The sequence below is a fragment of the Cribrihabitans marinus genome, from assembly GCF_900109035.1.
Taxonomy (GTDB): Bacteria; Pseudomonadota; Alphaproteobacteria; order Rhodobacterales; family Rhodobacteraceae; genus Cribrihabitans; species Cribrihabitans marinus.
Map to the genome: position 1 here is coordinate 55,696 of NZ_FNYD01000003.1, position 18,825 is coordinate 74,520.

At 67.5% G+C, this 18,825-nt stretch carries 18 protein-coding genes; 14 read left to right on the forward strand and 4 right to left on the reverse strand.

The features are described 5' to 3' along the window. Positions 1–52: 52 nt before the first annotated feature. Together BMX57_RS05220 and BMX57_RS05225 are read right to left on the reverse strand one after the other, a co-directional pair. Positions 53–3,883, reverse strand: a complete 3,831-nt coding sequence (locus BMX57_RS05220; RefSeq protein WP_092363233.1) for an efflux RND transporter permease subunit — start codon at positions 3,881–3,883, stop codon at positions 53–55. Continuing rightward, positions 3,880–5,121 (reverse strand): efflux RND transporter periplasmic adaptor subunit, encoded by a 1,242-nt coding sequence (locus tag BMX57_RS05225; RefSeq protein WP_092363235.1) that lies wholly within the window; start codon positions 5,119–5,121, stop codon positions 3,880–3,882. Before BMX57_RS05225 ends, BMX57_RS05220 begins: the two co-directional genes overlap by 4 nt. Positions 5,122–5,357: 236 nt before the next feature. On the opposite strand from BMX57_RS05225, the gene BMX57_RS05230 reads away from it, so the two are divergent. From BMX57_RS05230 to der, 3 genes are read left to right on the forward strand one after another with little or no spacing between them, the layout of a single operon-like run. After that, positions 5,358–6,029 carry a hypothetical protein gene (locus tag BMX57_RS05230; RefSeq protein ID WP_092363237.1) on the forward strand — a complete coding sequence of 224 codons (672 nt, stop codon included), beginning with the start codon at positions 5,358–5,360 and terminating at the stop codon, positions 6,027–6,029. Between the two features lie 53 nt (positions 6,030–6,082). Then, on the forward strand, positions 6,083–7,405 hold the full coding sequence (locus BMX57_RS05235; RefSeq protein WP_229724203.1) for a PQQ-like beta-propeller repeat protein: 1,323 nt from the start codon (positions 6,083–6,085) through the stop codon (positions 7,403–7,405). Positions 7,406–7,452: 47 nt separating this feature from the next. Continuing rightward, the gene (der, locus tag BMX57_RS05240; protein WP_092363241.1) at positions 7,453–8,907 is read left to right on the forward strand and encodes a ribosome biogenesis GTPase Der; all 1,455 of its coding nucleotides are present in this window, start codon (positions 7,453–7,455) and stop codon (positions 8,905–8,907) included. Positions 8,908–9,001: 94 nt separating this feature from the next. Here the strand turns inward: der and BMX57_RS05245 are convergent, their stop codons facing one another. Beyond that, positions 9,002–9,391, reverse strand: coding sequence for a MerR family transcriptional regulator (locus BMX57_RS05245; protein ID WP_092363243.1), 390 nt, complete (start codon positions 9,389–9,391; stop codon positions 9,002–9,004). A 98-nt stretch (positions 9,392–9,489) separates the two neighbouring features. Between BMX57_RS05245 and BMX57_RS05250 the strand changes: the two genes are divergently transcribed. The 4 genes from BMX57_RS05250 (at position 9,490) to BMX57_RS05265 (ending at position 11,765) form a co-directional block, all read left to right on the forward strand. Then, positions 9,490–9,813: a hypothetical protein gene (locus tag BMX57_RS05250; protein WP_092363245.1), complete on the forward strand. Its 324-nt coding sequence runs from the start codon at positions 9,490–9,492 to the stop codon at positions 9,811–9,813. Between the two features lie 3 nt (positions 9,814–9,816). After that, positions 9,817–10,065 (forward strand): GDCCVxC domain-containing (seleno)protein, encoded by a 249-nt coding sequence (locus BMX57_RS05255; protein WP_092363247.1) that lies wholly within the window; start codon positions 9,817–9,819, stop codon positions 10,063–10,065. Positions 10,066–10,233: 168 nt separating this feature from the next. Continuing rightward, positions 10,234–11,220: a fatty acid desaturase gene (locus BMX57_RS05260; protein ID WP_092363249.1), complete on the forward strand. Its 987-nt coding sequence runs from the start codon at positions 10,234–10,236 to the stop codon at positions 11,218–11,220. 80 nt (positions 11,221–11,300) lie between these two features. Then, a complete protein-coding gene (locus BMX57_RS05265) occupies positions 11,301–11,765 on the forward strand; it encodes a helix-hairpin-helix domain-containing protein (RefSeq protein ID WP_092363251.1) in 465 nt (154 codons plus the stop codon). 10 nt (positions 11,766–11,775) lie between these two features. Here BMX57_RS05265 and serS read toward each other — a convergent pair whose 3' ends face one another. Continuing rightward, complete coding sequence (gene serS, locus BMX57_RS05270; protein ID WP_092363253.1) at positions 11,776–13,065, reverse strand: serine--tRNA ligase; 1,290 nt, start codon at positions 13,063–13,065, stop codon at positions 11,776–11,778. Between the two features lie 224 nt (positions 13,066–13,289). Between serS and yajC the strand changes: the two genes are divergently transcribed. The 7 genes from yajC to ccmB all read left to right on the forward strand — a co-directional run bounded on the left by yajC (position 13,290) and on the right by ccmB (position 18,792). Further along, the gene (gene yajC, locus BMX57_RS05275; RefSeq protein WP_092363255.1) at positions 13,290–13,574 is read left to right on the forward strand and encodes a preprotein translocase subunit YajC; all 285 of its coding nucleotides are present in this window, start codon (positions 13,290–13,292) and stop codon (positions 13,572–13,574) included. Between the two features lie 33 nt (positions 13,575–13,607). Continuing rightward, complete coding sequence (gene secD, locus BMX57_RS05280) at positions 13,608–15,269, forward strand: protein translocase subunit SecD (protein WP_092363257.1); 1,662 nt, start codon at positions 13,608–13,610, stop codon at positions 15,267–15,269. Between the two features lies 1 nt (position 15,270). Beyond that, on the forward strand, positions 15,271–16,239 hold the full coding sequence (gene secF / locus BMX57_RS05285) for a protein translocase subunit SecF (protein ID WP_092363259.1): 969 nt from the start codon (positions 15,271–15,273) through the stop codon (positions 16,237–16,239). A gap of 67 nt (positions 16,240–16,306) precedes the next feature. Then, on the forward strand, positions 16,307–17,062 hold the full coding sequence (locus tag BMX57_RS05290; protein ID WP_092363261.1) for a sulfite exporter TauE/SafE family protein: 756 nt from the start codon (positions 16,307–16,309) through the stop codon (positions 17,060–17,062). A 1-nt stretch (position 17,063) separates the two neighbouring features. Further along, the gene (locus BMX57_RS05295) at positions 17,064–17,417 is read left to right on the forward strand and encodes an Mth938-like domain-containing protein (RefSeq protein ID WP_092363263.1); all 354 of its coding nucleotides are present in this window, start codon (positions 17,064–17,066) and stop codon (positions 17,415–17,417) included. A gap of 107 nt (positions 17,418–17,524) precedes the next feature. Further along, positions 17,525–18,139 carry a heme ABC exporter ATP-binding protein CcmA gene (ccmA, locus tag BMX57_RS05300; RefSeq protein ID WP_092363265.1) on the forward strand — a complete coding sequence of 205 codons (615 nt, stop codon included), beginning with the start codon at positions 17,525–17,527 and terminating at the stop codon, positions 18,137–18,139. Then, a complete protein-coding gene (ccmB, locus tag BMX57_RS05305) occupies positions 18,136–18,792 on the forward strand; it encodes a heme exporter protein CcmB (RefSeq protein ID WP_092363267.1) in 657 nt (218 codons plus the stop codon). The genes ccmA and ccmB overlap by 4 nt, the downstream gene beginning before the upstream one ends. Positions 18,793–18,825 lie beyond the last annotated feature (33 nt).

The following is an 18,825-nucleotide window of genomic DNA, read 5'->3' on the forward strand; positions in this document are numbered from 1 at the left end:
CCACCGGCGCGATTTCCGGAACAATAGGGGCCGTGGTCCTGCCCTTCCGGGATCACTCCGCCGCCTTGAGCGGGCCGGGCACCAAGGGATTCGGTTCGTCGCCGTCCGTCTCGGGGCGCTCACCCGCGTTCTCGGGGCTGGGGCCGTCGGGCGCGTCCCACAGGATCTCGGTCGCCTGGATCCTGCGCGCGGCCCGGCGCAGCGCCATGTCGCGGGCGATCCGGCTGGACCGGCCGGCGGTGGCGCGCTGCAAGAGCCGCCCCAGCCAGATCGCATAAGTCGTCACCCAGACCCGAAGCGCCAGGAACGAGGGCGTCAGAACCAGCGTCAGCACCGTCGCGATGCCCAGCCCGAACACCACTGCCGTCGCCAGCTGTTTCCACCAGAGCGCGGTGGGCGAGTCGATGGAATAGCCGCCATTGATGAAATCCAGGCTGAGCCCGAACATCATCGGCGTCAGGCCCGCCATCGTGGTGATCGTGGTCAGCAGCACGGGCCGGATCCGCGCCTCGGCGGTGCGCACGATGGCCTCGATCCGCGGCATGTAGCGGCTGTATTCCTGATAGGTGTCGATCAGAACGATGTTGTTGTTCACCACGATGCCGGCCAGGGCCACGATGCCGGTGCCGGTCATGATGATCGAGAAGGGCTGGTTCATCACCATCATCCCGATCAGCACGCCGGTGGTCGACAGCACCACCGCCATCAGCACCAGGACCGAGTTGTAGAAGCTGTTGAACTGGGTCAGCAGGATGATGAACATCAGTCCCAGCGCCGCGGCAAAGGCCTTGGACAGGAAATCCTGACTCTCCTGCTGCTCCTCCTGATCGCCGGTCCATTCCCAGTCCAGCGTCTGGGGCAGGGCGCCGGTCTCCAGCCATTCGGTCAGGGCGGCGATGCGCTCGTTTGCATTGACCGGGGCGAACTGCGCCGCGTCCTCCTCAAGGGCGGTGCGCAGTTGGTCGATGCCCGTGGCCTCGACCATCGAGAACACCGAATAGAGCGGACCGTTCGGCCGCTGCAGCGTCGGCCCCTGCGGTTCGGCGCCCTCGGGCACCTCCTTGAGCATCGCCAGCACCTGCGGCGCCCCGTCCGGGCCCGGCGCGGTCAGCTTGGTCAGACCCGGTTCGACATCCGCCTTAACGTCGAAATAGCGTTGCTGGTCGACGCGGTTGATCTCGGCCAGTTTCTCGACCGGTTGGCGGGTGATGAAGTTCGACAGCGGCACCAGCCCGTCCGGTGTGCGCACCTTGAGCGTGTCCAGCGTCGACAGCACCCGGTCCTGCTCGGGCAGGCGCACGCGGATCTCGATCTCCTCGTCATTGCCCTCGGGGCGCATGTCGCCCAGCAGCACGCCGCGCGTGACCAGCTGCACCATCGCGCCCACCGTGGCCACGTCGGCGCCGAAGCGGCCGGCCTTGGCCACGTCCACGTCGATCTGCCAGTCGATGCCGGGCAGGGGCAGGCTGTCCTCGATCTTGATCAGCCCCGGCGTCTCGTCGAAGCGGGCGCGCGCAGTTTCGGTCGCGGCCAGCAGGTCCTGCCAGTCGTCGCCCTTGATGCGCAAATGCACCGGCTTGGCCGAGGCCGGGCCACGGCCCAGCGGATTGATCTCGGCCTCGAAGCCCGGCAGCTTGGCCAGTTCGGCATTCAGCTGCTCGATGACGAAATCACCGTCGTAGCGCGGGTCGATCACCTCGGTCTCGAAGCCCAGCCACCGGCCCAGCAGGCCGCCGGAGGTTTCGACCTCGTGCGGTCGATCCTCCCACGGGATGATCTCGAACTGCACCTGGCCCACCGTGTCGGGCGGGATCTGCGCGCCCGAGGCGTCGGTGTTCAGCCCGCCTTCGCCGGCAAAGGAGAAGACGTTGATGACCGCCGGGTGCTCGGCGATCACGTCCTCGGCGGCCTTGACCATCGCGTCCTTCTCGGCCAGCGACAGGTTGCCGCGTGCGCGAACATAGGTGGTGGCCTGCTCCGGCTCGCTCTCGACAAAGAACTCGACCCCGCGCGAATTGGCGGGAAACAGAACGGCGGCCACGTAGAAGACCCCGGCAAAGACCGCCGCGATGGTGACCAGCGGCATGATGGGATTGCCGGCGATGAACTGGATCAGCCGTCCGAACGGGCTGTGGCCCGATGTGCGCTCGACCCGGTTGTGCGGCCGCTCGATCCGGGCCGCGCCCAGCGTCACCGAGGCCGCGAAGGCCGCCAGCAGGAACAGCAGCGCGCCGACGATCTCGCCCAGCACCATATTGCCGCTGCCCGGCACAAGGTAGCTGGGGTTGAGCATCTGCATCGCGCCCAGGAACATTGCGTAAAGCGCGGGCGGCACCAGCGCCGCGCGCACCAGCCAGGGCGTGCGCGCCCGCAGCCAGTCCGACATCCGGTTGAAGGTCCGGCTCATCCGTCCCGACACGCCGCCCATGACCGGCAGATAGATCAGCGCCACGACCAGCGAGGCGCTGAGCACGAAAATCAGCGTGATCGGCAGCATGCCCATGAACTCGCCCGGCACGCCCGGCCAGAACAGCATCGGCAGGAAGGCGCAGAGCGTGGTGGCGGTCGAGGACACGATGGGCCAGAACATCCGCTGCGCCGCCTCGACATAGGCGTGCATCGGGCCGGTGCCCTGCCTGATGCGCTTGTCGGCGTATTCCACGACGACGATGGCCCCGTCCACCAGCATGCCCACCGCCAGGATCAGGCCGAACATCACGATGTTCGAAATCGACACGCCCATGATCGCCAGGAACACGAAACACAGCAGGAAAGATGTGGGAATCGCAAATCCCACCAGCAGCGCCGCGCGGCTGCCGAGCGCCGCCAGGACCACGATCATCACCAGCGCGATGGCGGTCAGGACGGACCCCTCGAGCTGCCTGACCATCGAGCCGACGACCCGGCTCTGGTCGTTCGACGTGCCGATCTCGACCGCCGCGCGCAGCTCTTCGGGCCAGGTCGCCTCGGACTTGGCCAGGGTCTGCTTCACCAGGTCCACGGTGTCGATGAGGTTGAAGCCCTTGCGCTTGACCACCTGCAGCGCGACGGTGTTCTCGCCGTCGAAGCGGGCGGTTCCGCGCCGGTCCTCGAAGGTGTAGTTGATCTGCGCAAGCTCGCCCAGCGTCACCACACGGTCGCCATTGACCTTGATCGGCAGGTCATAGACATCCCGCGCGCGCTTGAACGACGACGGGATCTTGACCGAGAAGCTGCCCTGGTCGCTGTCCACCTCGCCGGCGGCGATCAGTTGGTTGTTGTTCTGCACCACCGTGATCAGCTCGTTGGCGGTGACGTTGTAGGCCTCGAGCCGCAGCGGGTCGATCACCACCTCCAGCAACTCGTCGCGGTTGCCGGCGATCCCGGCCTCCAGCACCGCGTCCAGCGCCTCCAGGTCGTCCTGAAGGTCCTTGGCGATGCGCGCCATCGTGCGTTCCGGCACCTCGCCGGTCAGGTTCACGATCACGATGGGGAATTCCGAGAAATTGATCTCGGTCAGGGTGTATTGTTCGGCGCCCTCGGGAAATTCGGCCTGCGCGGTGTTCATCGCGTCGCGCACATCCGCGGTGATCGCGGTCTTGTCCCAGCCGAACTCGAATTCCAGCGCCACGCCGCCATAGCCCTCGGCGGCGGTCGCGCTCATGGTCTTGAGCCCGTCCAGATCGGCCAGTTCGGTCTCCATCGGGCGGACCAGAAGGTTCTCGGCATCCTCGGCCGAGATGCCGGGGAAGGGGACCGATACGAACAGCGCCGGGATCTCGATGTCCGGCTCGCCCTCCTTGGGCAGGCCGACATAGGCATAGCCGCCGACCAGCAGGGTGATCCCGATGAAGGCCAGGACCATCCGCGCCCGGGCGGCGGCCCAGTCGACGAGTCCCGTCATTGGGCGGCCTCCCGATAGGTCGGCGCGACGGCAACCCCCTCTGTCACGAAGTCCTGGCCGACCACGATCACGTCCACCGTGTCGGGCAGACCTGCAAGCCAGACGCCGTTGGTGTCGTCCCGGATCATCTCGACGGCGTGGAACTCGACGCGGTTGTCCGCGCCGACCGCCCGCACGCCAAGCTGACCCTCGTTGTTCAGCGTCAGCGCCGATTGCGGCAGCCGATGCGCCGTCGAGCCCGCCGAGGAGACCGAGATAGTCGCGGTCTGGCCGCTGCGGATCGCCAGGTCGGGGTTGGCGGCGGTGATCTCCACCTCGAAGGTGCGGGTGGTCTCGTCCGCCGACCGGCTGATGAAGGTGACCGTGCCCTCGACCGTCTGACCGGTGGCCAATTGCGCCTGCGCCGGGGCGCCGTTGGTGATCCGGCCCACTTCGGTCTCGGGCACATACCCGACCAGCTTGATCGGATCGAGCTGGATGACCGTGGCGCAGAGCGATCCCGGCTGCATCAGGCTGCCGAGTTCTGCCGTGTCGCTTTCCAGCAGCCCGTCGAACGGCGCCTCGATGGTCAGGCGGTCGATCTCGCGCTGGGCGGCGGCCACGGCGGCGGCGGCGGCCTCGATCCCCGCGCGCATCGATTCCAGCCCGGCCTCGGCGGATTTGATGCCGGCCTCGGCGCTGCGTACGGAGGCTTCGGTCGCCACACGCCGGGTTTCCGAGGCAAACCCGCCCTGCGACAGTTTCTGCGCTGCGTTGTTGTTGATCTCGGCCTCGCGCAGCCGGGCCTTGGCCTCGATCAGCCGGGCTTCGGCCTCGGGCAGGCGGGCCTTGGCCTCGCTTTCGCGGGCGCGCATCTCGGCCAGCTGCGCCGGGCGCGTGCCGGGGTCCAACTCGCAAAGCAGCTGGCCGGCCTCGACGAAGGCGCCCTTGCGCAGCGGCTCCGAGATCACCGGCGACGAGGTTTCCGAGCGCACTTCGACCTGGCGCATCGCCTCGGTCTCGCCCCGCAGGACCACGCCGGAATCGATTTCGCGCGCCTTCGAGCGGACCGCGACGACACCGATGGCCTTCTGTTCGGGCTTCTCGCTCTCGGCCGCGGCGTCCGTCGCGGCACCGTCATCGGGTTGTGCCGCGGCGGCCTCACCGGTGGCAAAGGCCAGCAGGGCGTCACGTTCGAACACGAGCATATACAAGGAAAAAGTCACCAAAACCGCGGTGATGAGGGGAATCAATCGCATCTCGCGTCTTTCTAAAATCCTGACATGGCCAGCAAGCAGGGCAGCTATGTGTGGGCGCACCGACCTTCACATGGGGTCATCTTTCTGAGATGTCTACTCTAAACTGACCAGTTCAGATTAGTTTTTTTCGACCAACAGTGCAAGTTGCGCGGATTTTGGCGCGGATCCGGCCCTTGGCTTGGCCCAAGGGGCGCGTTAAGAGGGGCGGCAGACGCGCAACGGGCCCGGGGGCAGGAATGAGCGACAGCGACAGTTTCATCGACGAAGTGACCGAAGAGGTTCGCCGGGACCGCCTGTTCCTTCTGCTGCGGCGCTGGGGCTGGATCGGTGCGCTGCTGATCGTGGCCGTGGTCGGCGGCGCGGCCTGGAAGGAATACCGCAAGGCGCAGGAGGCGGCGCGGTCGCAGGCGCTGGGCGACGGGATCATCGCGGCGCTGGCCGCCGACGACGCTGCCGCGCGGGCCGAGGCGCTGGAGCAGCTCTCGGCCGACAGCACCGGCGGGCAGGCAGTGCTGCGGATGATGACCGCCGGCGCCCTGACCGAGGCGGGCCGCACCGATGCGGCCGTGGCGGCGCTGCAGGCAGTGGCAGGCGATGGCGAGCTGCCGCAGGTTTATCGCCAGATCGCCGGCTTCAAGGCGCTGACGCTGCAGGGCGACACTCTGCCCGTAGCCGACCGGCGCCTGCAATTCGAGGCGCTGACCGCCCCGGGCGCGCCGCTGCGCCTGCTCGCCGAGGAGCAGCTGGCGCTGATCGACATCGAAGAGGGCGAGACCGATGCCGCCATTTCCCGCCTGCGGGCGATGGTGCAGGACGCCGAAGCGGGGCCGGACTTGCAACAGCGCGCCACTCAGTTGATTGTTGCGCTGGGCGGCTCGCTCGAGACGCAGCCCGGGCAGAACGGCTGATCCGCCGCCAGACGGCGGAGCGGCGAGGCGGAAACGGACAGACAGGTTCAACGATGGTTCAGTTCTCTATTTCCCGGGCCGGGATGACCCTTGCGGGCGGGGCGCTGCTGCTGCTGTCGGCCTGCACCGAGCCTGACGTCATCCTGCCCGGCCCGCGCGAGGATATCCGCCCCGACGCCACCGCGGCGACCGGCGCGGTGAGCAACGCGCCTGCCGCGCGGCTGCCCGCGCAGGTGACCAACGCGTCCTGGCCGCAGGGGGCCGGTACACCGGCCTTCCGCACCGACCATCCGGCGCTGCGCAGCACGCCGCAGCGGATCTGGTCGACCCAGATCGGCGAAGGCGACAGCCGCCGCCAGCGGATCACCGCCGCGCCGGTCGTGGCGGGTGGGCTGATCTACACGCTCGACGCCGGGGCCACCGTCACCGCCGTCTCGCAGGGCGGCGGCGTGGTCTGGAGCACCAGCCTGGTGCCGCCGGGCGAGGGCGACAACCAGGCGACGGGCGGCGGCATGGCCTATTCCGACGGCGTGCTCTATGTCTCGTCCGGCTTCGGCCGGCTGACCGCGCTGGATGCGCGTAGCGGCACCGTGCGCTGGCGGCAGCGCCTCAACGCCACAGGCAGCGGCATGCCCACGGTACGCGACGGGCTGGTCTACCTGGTGGCCGGCGACGACACCGGCTGGGCGATCCGCACTTCGAACGGGCGCATCGCCTGGCAAATCCAGGGCACCCCCAGCGTCGGCAACGTACTGGGCGCACCGGCGCCGGCCCTGACCGGCGACCTGGCGGTCTTTGCCTTCGCCTCGGGCGATATCGTGGCCAGTTTCCGCAAGGGCGGCCTGCGCCGCTGGACCGCCGCGGTCGCGGGGCAGCGCAAGGGCCGCGCGGTGGCCCGCATCGCTGATGTGACAGGCGGGCCGGTTGTGGTCGGCAACCGCATCTATGTCGGCAACCATTCCGGGCGGACCGTGGCCTTCGAAGCCGATTCGGGCGACCGCATCTGGACCGCCAACGAGGGCGCGCTGACCCCGGTCTGGCCGGCGGGCAACAGCGTCTACCTGATCTCGGATCGCAACCAGCTGATCCGCCTCGCTTCCTCTGACGGCAGCCTGATCTGGGCGCGCGAACTGCCGGGCTTCGTGCGCGACAAGCCGCGCAAGCGCGGGCGCAGCTATGCCCATTACGGCCCGCTTCTGGCCGGCGGGCGGATCGTCGTGGCCTCCAGCGACGGGTTGCTGCGCTTCTTCGACCCCACCGGCGGCGCGCTGGTGGGCACCGTCGAGGTGCCCGGCGGCGCCACCACGCAGCCGGTGGTGGCGGGCGGCACGCTCTACGTGGTCTCGACCGAGGGCGAACTGCACGCTTTCCGTTAGGCGCGCGATGCGTTACACGGCGCGTCTGAATCGCGAAAGAAAGCGCCATGTCCCTGACCCTCGCCATCGTGGGGCGCCCCAATGTGGGCAAATCCACCCTGTTCAACCGCCTTGTCGGCAAGCGGCTGGCACTGGTCGATGACCAGCCCGGCGTGACCCGCGACCTGCGCGAGGGGGCGGCGCGGCTGGGCGACCTGCGCTTCACCGTGATCGACACCGCGGGCCTGGAAGAGGCCACCGATGACAGCCTGCAGGGACGGATGCGCCGGCTGACCGAGCGCGCAGTGGACATGGCCGACATCTGCCTGTTCATGATCGACGCCCGCGTCGGCGTGACCCCGACCGACGAGGTGTTTGCCGAGATCCTGCGCAAACGCTCGGCCCATGTCATCCTGGCGGCCAACAAGGCCGAGGGCGCGGCCGCCGATGCCGGGCTGATCGAGGCCTACGCGCTGGGCCTGGGCGAGCCGGTGCGCCTCAGCGCGGAACATGGCGAGGGGCTGAACGAGCTCTACGAGCAACTCATGCCCATCGCCGACGCCCATGACGCGGCGGCCGAAAGCACCGCGCCAGAGACCGACGTGGCCGTGGACGAGGCCGGCGAGACCGAGGCGGGCGCCACCGAGATCACCGAGGCCAAGCCGCTTCAGGTCGCCGTGGTCGGCCGCCCCAATGCCGGCAAGTCCACGCTTATCAACAAAATCGTGGGCGAGGAGCGCCTGCTGACCGGCCCCGAGGCCGGGATCACCCGCGACGCCATCAGCCTGCGCAGCGACTGGCTCGGCACGCCGATGCGCATCTTCGACACCGCCGGGATGCGCAAGAAGGCCAAGGTGCAGGGAAAGCTCGAGAAACTCTCGGTCAGCGACGGGCTGCGCGCGGTCAAGTTCGCCGAGGTCGTGGTGGTGTTGCTGGATGCCGCCATACCCTTCGAGCAGCAGGACCTGCGCATCGCCGACCTGGCCGAGCGCGAGGGCCGCGCCGTGGTTGTCGCGGTCAACAAGTGGGACGTGGAAGAGCACAAGCAGCACAAGCTGCGCGACCTGAAAGAGGCCTTTGACCGCCTGTTGCCGCAGCTGCGCGGCGCGCCGCTGGTCACGGTCAGCGCCAGGACCGGCCGCGGCCTGGACCGGCTGCACGATGCCATCCTGCGCGCCCATGACGTGTGGAACCGCCGGGTGCCCACCGCGGCGCTGAACCGCTGGCTGACCGGGATGCTGGAACAGCACCCGCCGCCGGCGCCGCAGGGCCGCCGGATCAAGTTGCGCTACATGACCCAGGCCAAGACCCGGCCGCCGGGCTTCGTGGTGATGTGTTCCCATCCTGACAAGATGCCTGACAGCTATTCTCGATATCTTGTCAATGGCTTGCGCGACGACTTTGACATGCCCGGAACGCCGATCCGGCTGACGCTGCGCGGGCAGGGCGACAAGAACCCCTACAAGGGCCGCCGCAAGAAGAACGCCGGCGCGCTTGCCAAGCATCTCAAGGGACGCGGCTGAGGCCCGTTGGCCTCCGGTCGCCGTGCCAAGGCCCGCGAGAACCTAGCAGGCCGAGCCTTAGACAAATGCCGTCTCGTTCGGTTTCAGCCGGACATCATCCCGCCCGCAATTCGGCGAGCATGGGGCAGTCCACCGTGCCGGTGGCGCAATTTGCGGTCAATTCGGCCAGTGCTGCGTTCAGCTTGGTCAGCGCGTCGATTTTCCGGCGCACGCTCCGGATGTGATCCTCGGCAAGTTTCCTGACCGACTGGCAGTCGGCGCTGCGGCTTTCCGAAAGCGCGAGCAGCGTCCGCGCGTCGGCCAGCGGAAAGCCAAGGTCGCGGCATCTTTTGAGAAAGCGGAGGCGGCCGACATCCTGCGCGGAGTAGAGGCGCCGATTGTTCGCTGCACGCTCGGGTTCGGGAACGATCCCTTCGCGCTCGTAGTAGCGGATCGTCTCGATGCCGACGCCGCTTTGCCTTGATGCCTCTCCTATCGCGATCATGTGATATCGCCCCGCTTGATCCTGTAGTGGCTACAGAATGTATAGACCGGGTCGGATGCCGCTGCAATGCGACGGCCTGACTGCAAGGGGAAACAGGCATGAAGACATATCTTGGCCTCAGCTACCTGAGTTCGTTTTCCGCAATGGGGGTCGCCTCCTGTTGCGTGCTGCCGATGGCGATGATGTTGCTGGGCTTCGGTGGCAGTTGGCTTGCGGTCGTTGGAGCCATCGCGGGGGCCGCTTACCCGGTTTTGATTCTTTCCACGGCACTTGTTGCGGCGGCCTGGCTGGTGGCGCGACGACGCGGCACCCTGCGTTCGCTGAAATACTGGCTGGCCGGCAGCACTGCAACGACGGTCCTGGCCTGGGTCCTGTTTCTGAACGAGGCCGGGATCAACGACTATCTGATTTCGAGGATGTGAGACATGACCGAGCCGACAATCGTGCTGGAAAGCACGCTGACCTGTCCGAATTGCGCTCATGTCGAAACCGAGACGATGCCGACGGATGCCTGCCAGTGGTTCTATGAGTGCAGGACCTGCCGCGCCGTGCTCCGGCCCAGGGACGGCGACTGCTGCGTGTTCTGTTCCTATGCCACCGTGCCCTGTCCGCCGATCCAGCAAGGCCTGACCTGTTGCGAGCGGCCCGACGGCCCGCAGGCCACCGAGGCGTAAACACGCCATCTCACAGGATATTCCACCTCCGGGCGTGACAGTGCGGGGGGAGTCGCTCTATCATGGTGCACGGGGCGGGAATTCTGCTCGGCACCCCTTGATTGGCGACACCTTGTCGTTACGTAAACATTCGATATCTGAACCGGCCAATGGCACATTGGGGGCGGCATGGATCTGAGGGCTTACACGCGCAAATACGCGGTGCAGGACAACCGCCTCGCGGGCCTGAGCTATTTCGGCACCTTCGCGGTCTATTTCGCAGCGCTGTGGCTGGCAATCGCCTATGTCGACCAGTGGTTGGTGATGATCCCCGCCGGGGTCGTCTTCGCCTTTGCCGCCGTGCGCCTTTATGTGCTGCAGCACGATTGCGGGCATCATTCGCTGTTCGAGACCCGCGCCCAGAACGAGCTGGCAGGCCACGTGCTGTCGCCTTTCACCTTTGCGCCCTTCGAGGTGATGAAGCAGAACCACAACCTGCACCATGCCGGCATCGGCAATCTCGACCATCGCGATACCGGCGAGATCCACACCATGACGCTGCGCGAATGGAACGCCGCCGACTGGCGCACGCGGCTCTTCTACCGGCTGTATCGCAACCCGTTCATACTGGTGCCGCTGGGTGCGCTGTTCACCTATTTCATTCGCTATCGCTGGCCCAAGAACACCGCGCGGTTCGGCGTGGGCGGGGTGGTCGCGCACAATGCCTCGATCGTCGTGCTGCTGAGTGCCCTGTGGTGGGTCGCGGGCTGGACGGGTATCGGCGTCTGGCTGGCGTTTTCCTTCCTCGGCGGCATGTTGGGCGTGTTCCTGGTCTACCTGCAGCACAATTTCGAGGATACGTACTGGGACCGCCGCCCCGATCTCGATCCCCAGCTGGCGGCGCTGCAGGGGTCGTCGGCGCTGGATTTCGGCTGGTGGTTCGACTTGGCGGTGGCCTGCATCACGTTGCATGATATCCACCATTTCAACGCCCGCATCCCGTCCTACCGGCTGCGCGCCTGCCACTACAATCTGCCACCCGAGGTCGCCCCGCGCCGCATCGGCTTCCGCGAGGCGGTGGCGGCGCTGAACCTCAAGCTGTGGGACGAAGAGGCCAAGCGGCTGGTGCCGTTTCCGAAATCCCGTCGGTCGCCCGGCCTGGCGCAGGCGGGCTGAGCCCCGCGACCGCCTTGCCGGGCGCGGGGTCTGCGATGTAGACATATTGCCAGGTTTGTATCTGACACAGGAGCGCGCGCATGATCCCGCTGACCGACGTACTGGGGGTCGGAGAGTCCCTGGCCCACGCGCTTCGGTCGCACGGGTTCCACACCGCCCGGGATCTGGCCGCCGCCAAGCCCGAGGACCTGACCGCCGTGCCGCGCATCGGTTCGGTCCGCGCCGCGCTGCTGATCGCCTCGGCCCGCGAGGTCGTGGGCGCCCGCGGCAACGGAGCGGCCCCGGGTCAGGCGGACGAATTGGAGGCCGCCGAGGCCCGCGCCCGTGCCAAGGCGCGCAAGAAGGCCAAAGCGCGCGCCAAGGCCGAGAAGGCCGCGCGCAAGGCGGCCAGGCTCGAGGCCGAATTCCACAAGGCCAAGGAAAAGGTCAAGGCCAAGGCGCGCAAGGCCAAGGAGAAGCTGGGCAAGGACAAGTCCAAGAAAGACAAGGACAAGAAGGGCAAGAAGTCCAAGGACAAGAAGTCCAAGGGCAAGAAGAAATCCTGAACCCCTTGCCTCAGACCAGCGCCCCGTCCGTCCCCAGCGTCAGCTTGCCGCCCAGATAGGGCGCCAGCACCTCAGGCAGGGTGACGGTGCCGTCCTCGTTCTGGCCATTCTCCAGCACCGCGATCAGGCAGCGCCCCACCGCAAGGCCCGATCCGTTCAGGGTGTGCACATAGTCGGGCTTGCCGCCCCGCGGCCGGAACCGCGCATTCATGCGACGGGCCTGGAAATCGCCTGTGGTCGAGACGCTGGAGATCTCGCGATAGGCGTTCTGCCCCGGCAGCCAGGCCTCGATGTCGAAGGTGCGCCGCGCGCCGAAGCCCATGTCGCCGGTGCACAGGACCACCGTGCGATAGGGGATGCCCAGCGCCTCCAGGATGCCCTCGGCACAGCGCAGCATCCGTTTCTGCTCGGCGTCGGATTCGTCGGGATGGGTAATCGACACCATCTCGACCTTCTCGAACTGGTGCTGGCGCAACATGCCGGCGGTGTCTTTGCCGGCGCTGCCGGCTTCGGAACGGAAACAGACGGTGTGTGCGGTCAGCCGGATCGGCAGGTCCGCCGCGTCGAGGATCTCGCCCGCCACCGAATAGGTCAGCGGCACTTCGGAGGTCGGGATCAGCCACCAGCCATTGGTGGTCTGATAGCTGTCATCGCCGAATTTCGGCAGCTTGTCGGTGCCATACATCGCCTCGTCGCGGACCAGCACCGGGGTGGCGGTTTCGGTCAGCCCGTTCTTGTCCACATGCGTGTCCAGCATGAACTGCGCCAGCGCGCGGTGGATGCGCGCCACGCCCTTGCTGAGGTTCACGAAGCGGCTGCCGCTGGTCTTGGCGGCAGTCTCGAAATCCATCGCCCGGGCGACGGAGGCAATCTCGTAATGCTCCCTGGGCGGAAACCCGAACGCGCGCGGCTCGCCCCAGCGGTTGACCTCGACATTCTCGGTCTCGTCCGCCCCGTCCGGCACGTCCTCGGCGGGCAGGTTCGCGATCCGCGCCAGCATGTCGGTCAGCTGCGCGTCCAGCTCCTTGGCCTCGGCCTGCATCTCGGCGACCTGCGCCTTTTTCGCCGACACCTCGGCGCGCAGCCGCTCGAACTCGGCCTCGTCGCCCTTGGCCTTGGCCGCCCCGATCGCCTTGGCGGCCTTGTTCTGTTCGGCCTGCGCGGTCTCGGCCGCGAGGATCTTGGCCCGGCGCGCCTCGTCGAGTTTCAAGAGCTCCGCCGACACCGCCGCATCCCCGCGCCGCGCCAGAGCGGCATCGAAGGCGGCAGGGTTCTCGCGGATGGCGCGGATGTCGTGCATGGGCTTGGTCCCTCGGCTGAGAATCGGTTTCCGGCGTTATGCCGCAAGACGTTCCGGGGCGGTAGGGTGGCGTTGCATTCCGCGCCTCGGGCTGCCCACCCGCCACAGGCGCCGTGCAGGGCGGTTTCATGGCGAAACCTCGCCTTGCAAACCACCGGTTCTGCGCATAGGTTCCCGGCCAAATTCGCGGGTGTCTCCCGCCTCTCAGCACAAAGGACTGTCCCATGGAAGGTGGCGCATTCGCCCAGTTTCTCCCGCTCATCCTGATCTTCGCGATCATGTATTTCCTGCTGATCCGTCCGCAGCAGAAGAAGGTCAAGCAGCACCAGGCGATGGTCGAGGCGCTGCGCCGCGGTGACCAGGTGATCACCCAGGGCGGCCTGATCGGCAAGGTCACCAAGGTCAAGGAGGATGGCGAGATCGAGGTCGAGATCGCCGAGGGCGTCAAGGTCCGGGTCGTCAAGTCGACCGTCGCGCAGGTTCTCAACAAGACCGAGCCGGCCAAGTAAGGTCACGCTTCAACCCGCTGAAAAGGCAGGTATATGCTTCAAATCGACACCTGGAAACGGGTCCTGATCCTGCTGGTCTGTCTGGCCGGGCTGGTGCTGGCCCTGCCCAACGCCTTCTATACCCGCGTCGAGCAGTCCAACGACGCCAGGGCCGCGATCGAGCTGGGCAACGACACGCCGCAGATACAGGCCGAGGCCGGCGCCTGGCCGGAGTGGATGCCTTCGTCGCTGGTCAATCTGGGGCTGGACCTGCGCGGGGGGGCGCATCTGCTGGCCGAGGTTCAGGTCGGCGATGTCTATGCCTCGCGCATGGATGCGATGTGGCCCGATATCCGCGACGCGCTGCGCGGCGAGCGCGCGGCCATTGGCACGATCCGCAGGCAACCCTCTGATCCGCAAGAGATTCGCGTCCGCATCAGCCAGCCCGAGGGCATGTCGCGCGCGCAGCAGGTCCTGCGCGACCTGGCCCGTCCGATCCAGACGCTGACCGGTGCCGGCGCCACGGATATTGAGGTGACGGCGCAGGGCGACGAGATCCTGGTGCAACTCAGCGAGGCCGAGAAGCGCGCCACCGATGACCGCACCGTGCGCCAGGCGCTGGAGATCGTGCGCCGACGCATCGACGAGGTCGGCACCCGCGAGCCGACCATCCAGCGCCAGGGCGCCGACCGGATCCTGATCCAGGTGCCGGGCATCGGCAGCGCCTCGGAACTCAAGGAGATCATCGGCACGACCGCGCAGCTGACCTTCAACCCGGTGGTCTCGCGCGGGACCGATCCGGACGCCCGCACCGGCGTCGGAGAGAAGCTGATCCCGGCGATCGACGAGGAAAACGTCTTCTACACGCTCGAGGCCGCGCCCGTCGTGACCGGCGAGGAACTGGTCGACGCGCAGCCGTCCTTCGACCAGAACGGCCGCCCCGCGGTGACGTTCCGCTTCAACACCTCCGGCGCGCGCAAGTTCGGCGACTACACCCGTGACAATATCGGCGCGCCCTTCGCCATCGTGCTGGATGACGAGGTGATCTCGGCCCCGGTGATCCAGAGCCACATTCCCGGCGGTTCGGGCATCATCACCGGCAATTTCACCATTGAGGAAAGCACCAACCTGGCGGTCCTGCTGCGCGCCGGCGCCCTGCCGGCGGGTCTGGAATTCCTCGAGGAGCGCACCATCGGTCCCGAGCTGGGGCAGGACAGCATCGACGCGGGCAAGGTGGCGACCATCGTGGCTTTTGCGGCAGTGCTGGTCTTCATGGCGCTCAGCTACGGCTTGTTCGGGCTGTTCGCCAATCTTGCGCTGATTCTCAACATCGCGCTGATCTTCGGCCTGCTGTCGACCATCGGCGCGACGCTCACGCTGCCGGGCATCGCCGGGATCGTGCTGACCGTGGGCATGGCGGTTGATGCCAACGTGCTGGTCTTCGAGCGGATCCGAGAGGAGCTGAAGACCGCCAAGGGCCCCTCGCGCGCCATCGAGCTGGGCTATGAAAAGGCGCTGTCGGCGATCCTGGATGCCAATATCACCACCTTCATCACCGCGGTGATCCTGTTTGCCCTGGGCTCGGGCCCGGTGCGCGGCTTCGCCATCACGCTGGGGCTGGGGATCGTCACCTCGGTCTTCACCGCCATCTTCGTCACCCGGCTGATGATCATCACCTGGTACGAACGCCGCCGCCCGAAAACGATCGAGGTCTGACATGCGACTGAAACTGGTTCCCCGCGATACCTCCTTCGATTTCTTCGGCCACTGGAAGCTGTGGCTGGGCATCTCGGCGGCGCTGATGGTGCTGGCCTTCGGCTCCTTTCTGCTGCAGGGGCTGAACTATGGCATCGACTTCCGCGGCGGCACGACGATCCGCACCGAAAGCGCGCAGCCGGTGGATGTCGGGGCCTATCGCGACGCCATCGCCCCGCTGGAGCTGGGCGACGTGACGATCACCGAGGTGTTCGACCCCACCTTCGGCCCCGACCAGAATGTTGCGATGATCCGCATCCAGGCCCAGGACGGAGAAGAGGCTGTGACCGCCGAGATCATCGAGAATGTCGAGGCGGCGCTTCAGGCCGCGGTGCCGGACATCAAGTTCGTATCGGTGGAATCGGTCGGGCCCAAAGTGTCGGGCGAGCTGATCAAGACCGCGGTGATCGCCGTGGCGCTCGCCATCGGGGCGGTGCTGGTCTATATCTGGCTGCGCTTCGAATGGCAGTTCGCCCTGGGCGCGGTGGCCGCGCTGGTGCATGACGTGATCCTGACCATCGGCGTGTTTTCCGAGCTGCAGATCAAGTTCGACCTGGCCATCATCGCGGCCCTGCTGACCATCGTCGGGTATTCGCTGAACGACACCGTCGTCGTGTTCGACCGGGTGCGCGAGAACCTGCGGAAATACAAGAAGATCTCGCTCAAGGATGTGCTGAACCTGTCGATCAACGAGACCCTCAGCCGGACGGTGATGACCAGCGTCACGACACTGCTGGCGCTCATCTCGCTCTACGTGCTGGGCGGCGACGTGATCCGCGGCTTTGTCTTCGCGATGATCTGGGGCGTGATCGTGGGCACCTATTCCTCGGTCTTCGTGGCCTCGACCATCCTGCTCTGGTTGGGGGTCAAGCGCGACTGGTCCAAGCCGTCAAACACCGCCGGCAACCAGTTCGCCAATATCGATGCCTGAGGTGGCGCCATCGTGCGCCGCGACCTGGCCCTAGCGGGCCGGGCCGGGCGGCACCATCGTGGCGGACATGACGTCGCTCGCATCCTTCCTGACCGCCGAGACCGTACTTCTGGCCGCCGCGGCGCTGACGGCCGGCACGGTGCGCGGCTTTGCCGGGTTCGGCACGGCGCTGGTCTACCTGCCGCTGGCGGGCATGGTGCTGGATCCGGTCTCGGCCGTCCTTACGCTGGTTCTGATGGACGTGGTGGGGCCCCTGCCGATGCTGCCGCGCGCCGCCCGCCACGTGCATCGCGGCGACCTGGCGCGGCTGCTGGCGGGCACGGTCCTGGCCCTGCCGCTGGGGCTGGCGGCGCTCTTCGCGCTCGATCCGGGGCTGTTCCGCATCCTGGTCGCGGCGGTTTCGCTGGCGATGCTGACCGGGCTGATGCTGGGCTGGCGCTATGCCGGTCCGCTGCGGCCGCCGGCCGTGGTCGGCACCGGTGTGGCGGCGGGTTTCCTGGGTGGCGTCACCGGCATTCCCGGCCCGCCTGTAATCTTCGTCTACATGGCCAGCCCGCACCCGCCCCCGGTGATCCGCGCCAACATCACCTTCTACCTGTTCGGCTATGACTGGATGGTGGTGGCGATGATGGCTGTGGCCGGCCGGCTGGCGCCCGGGCCGGTGCTGATCGGGCTGGCGCTGATCGTGCCGAATATGCTTGGCACGATGCTGGGCTCGGCGTTATTCGTGCCGGGATACGAACGGGCCTATCGCCGGGCGGCCTATGCGCTGATCTTCGGTGCCGCGCTGGCGGGCCTGCCGATTTGGCAAGCAGGAGACTGACATGCGCCTGAACGAGATCGCCTTCACCGACGCCCGCCCGGTCGAGGGCTACGGCCCCGGCTTCTTCCGGATCGGCGGGCAGGTCCACCAGGGCGCGATTCTCACCGGTCCGGGCGGCACCAGCGCCTGGGGCGGCTATGAGGATGTCGATGCGCTCCTTGCGCTGGCGGGGCAGATCGATGTGCTGTTCGTCGGCACCGGGGCCGAGATCGGGTATCTGCCCGAGGCGTTTCGCAACCGGCTGGAAGAGGCGGGCGTGGGGGTCGAGGCGATGAACTCGCCGGCCGCCTGCCGGACCTACAACGTGCTGCTCTCCGAAGGCCGCCGGATCGCGCTGGCCGCCCTGCCGGTGTGACGCGGGCTGCTTCCTCTTGCCGGAAATATCCCGGGGGTGAATTGGCCGCAGGCCAAGAGGGGGCTGGCCCCCTTTCCGCCCTCCGTACCATACGGTAGGTGCAGCGCATGACCCTGACCGTCACCGATCTTGCCATCGCCCGCGGCGGCGTGCCCGTGCTCGAGGGGCTGAGCTTTACTCTGGCGCCCGGCCGTGCGCTGATCCTGCGCGGGCCGAACGGGATCGGCAAGACGACCCTGCTGCGCACCGTGGCGGGGTTGCAGCCGCCGCTGGCCGGCCGCGTCGAGGGCGCCGAAGAAACCATCGCCTATGCCGGCCATGCCGACGGGATCAAGCCGCCGCTTACCGTGACCGAGAACCTGAAGTTCTGGGCGCAGGTGTTCGGAACCGGCGATATCGCCCCGGCGCTCAAGGCCTTTGCGCTGACCGACCTGGCCGATCGCCAGGCCGGCAACCTCTCGGCCGGGCAGAAGCGCCGCCTGGGGCTGGCGCGGATGCTGGTCACAGGGCGGCCGATCTGGGCGCTGGACGAGCCGACCGTCTCGCTGGACCGCGACTCGGTGGCGATGTTCGCGGCGGCGGTGCGCGCGCATCTGGGGCAGGGCGGCGCGGCCCTGATCGCCACCCATATCGATCTGGGGCTGGAGGGCGAGGTGCTGGACGTTGGCCCCTACAAGGCCCGGCCCCGGCCGGTCGAGGATTTCGACGGAGGGTTCCTGTGACCGCCCTGCTTCTGCGTGACCTGCGCCTGGCCTTCCGCGCCGGTGGCGGCTTCGGCCTGGGGCTGGCCTTTTTCCTGATCGTCACCGTTCTCGTCCCCTTTGCGGTGGGGCCGCAATCGGCGCTGCTGTCGACCATCGCGCCGGGCGTGTTGTGGCTGGGTGCGCTGCTGGCCTGCCTTCTGTCACTCGACCGGCTGCTGGCGCTCGACTGGGAGGACGGCTCGCTCGACCTGCTGGCGACCGCGCCGCTGCCGCTGGAATCGGTGGTCACGATCAAGGCGCTGGCGCATTGGATCACCACCGGCCTGCCGCTGGTTCTGGCCGCGCCGTTTCTGGGCGTGCTGCTGAACCTTGCACCGCCGGGATTTCTCTGGCTGGTGGTCTCGCTTCTGGTGGGCACGCCCGCGCTCAGCGTCGTCGGCACGTTCGGCGCGGCGCTGACTGTCGGGCTGAAGCGCGGCGGGCTCTTGCTGTCGCTGCTTGTGCTGCCGCTTTACGTGCCGACGCTGATCTTCGGGGCCGAGGTGGCGCGGCGCGGCGCCGTCGGCATGGAGACCGCGACACCGCTGCTGTTTCTCGGCGGCATCACGGCGGCCTGCATCGCGCTGCTGCCCTTTGCCAGTGCCGCTGTCCTTCGTGTGAACCTGCGTTGATCGAAGTCAATTGAGGCCGGGGCCGACTCGGAC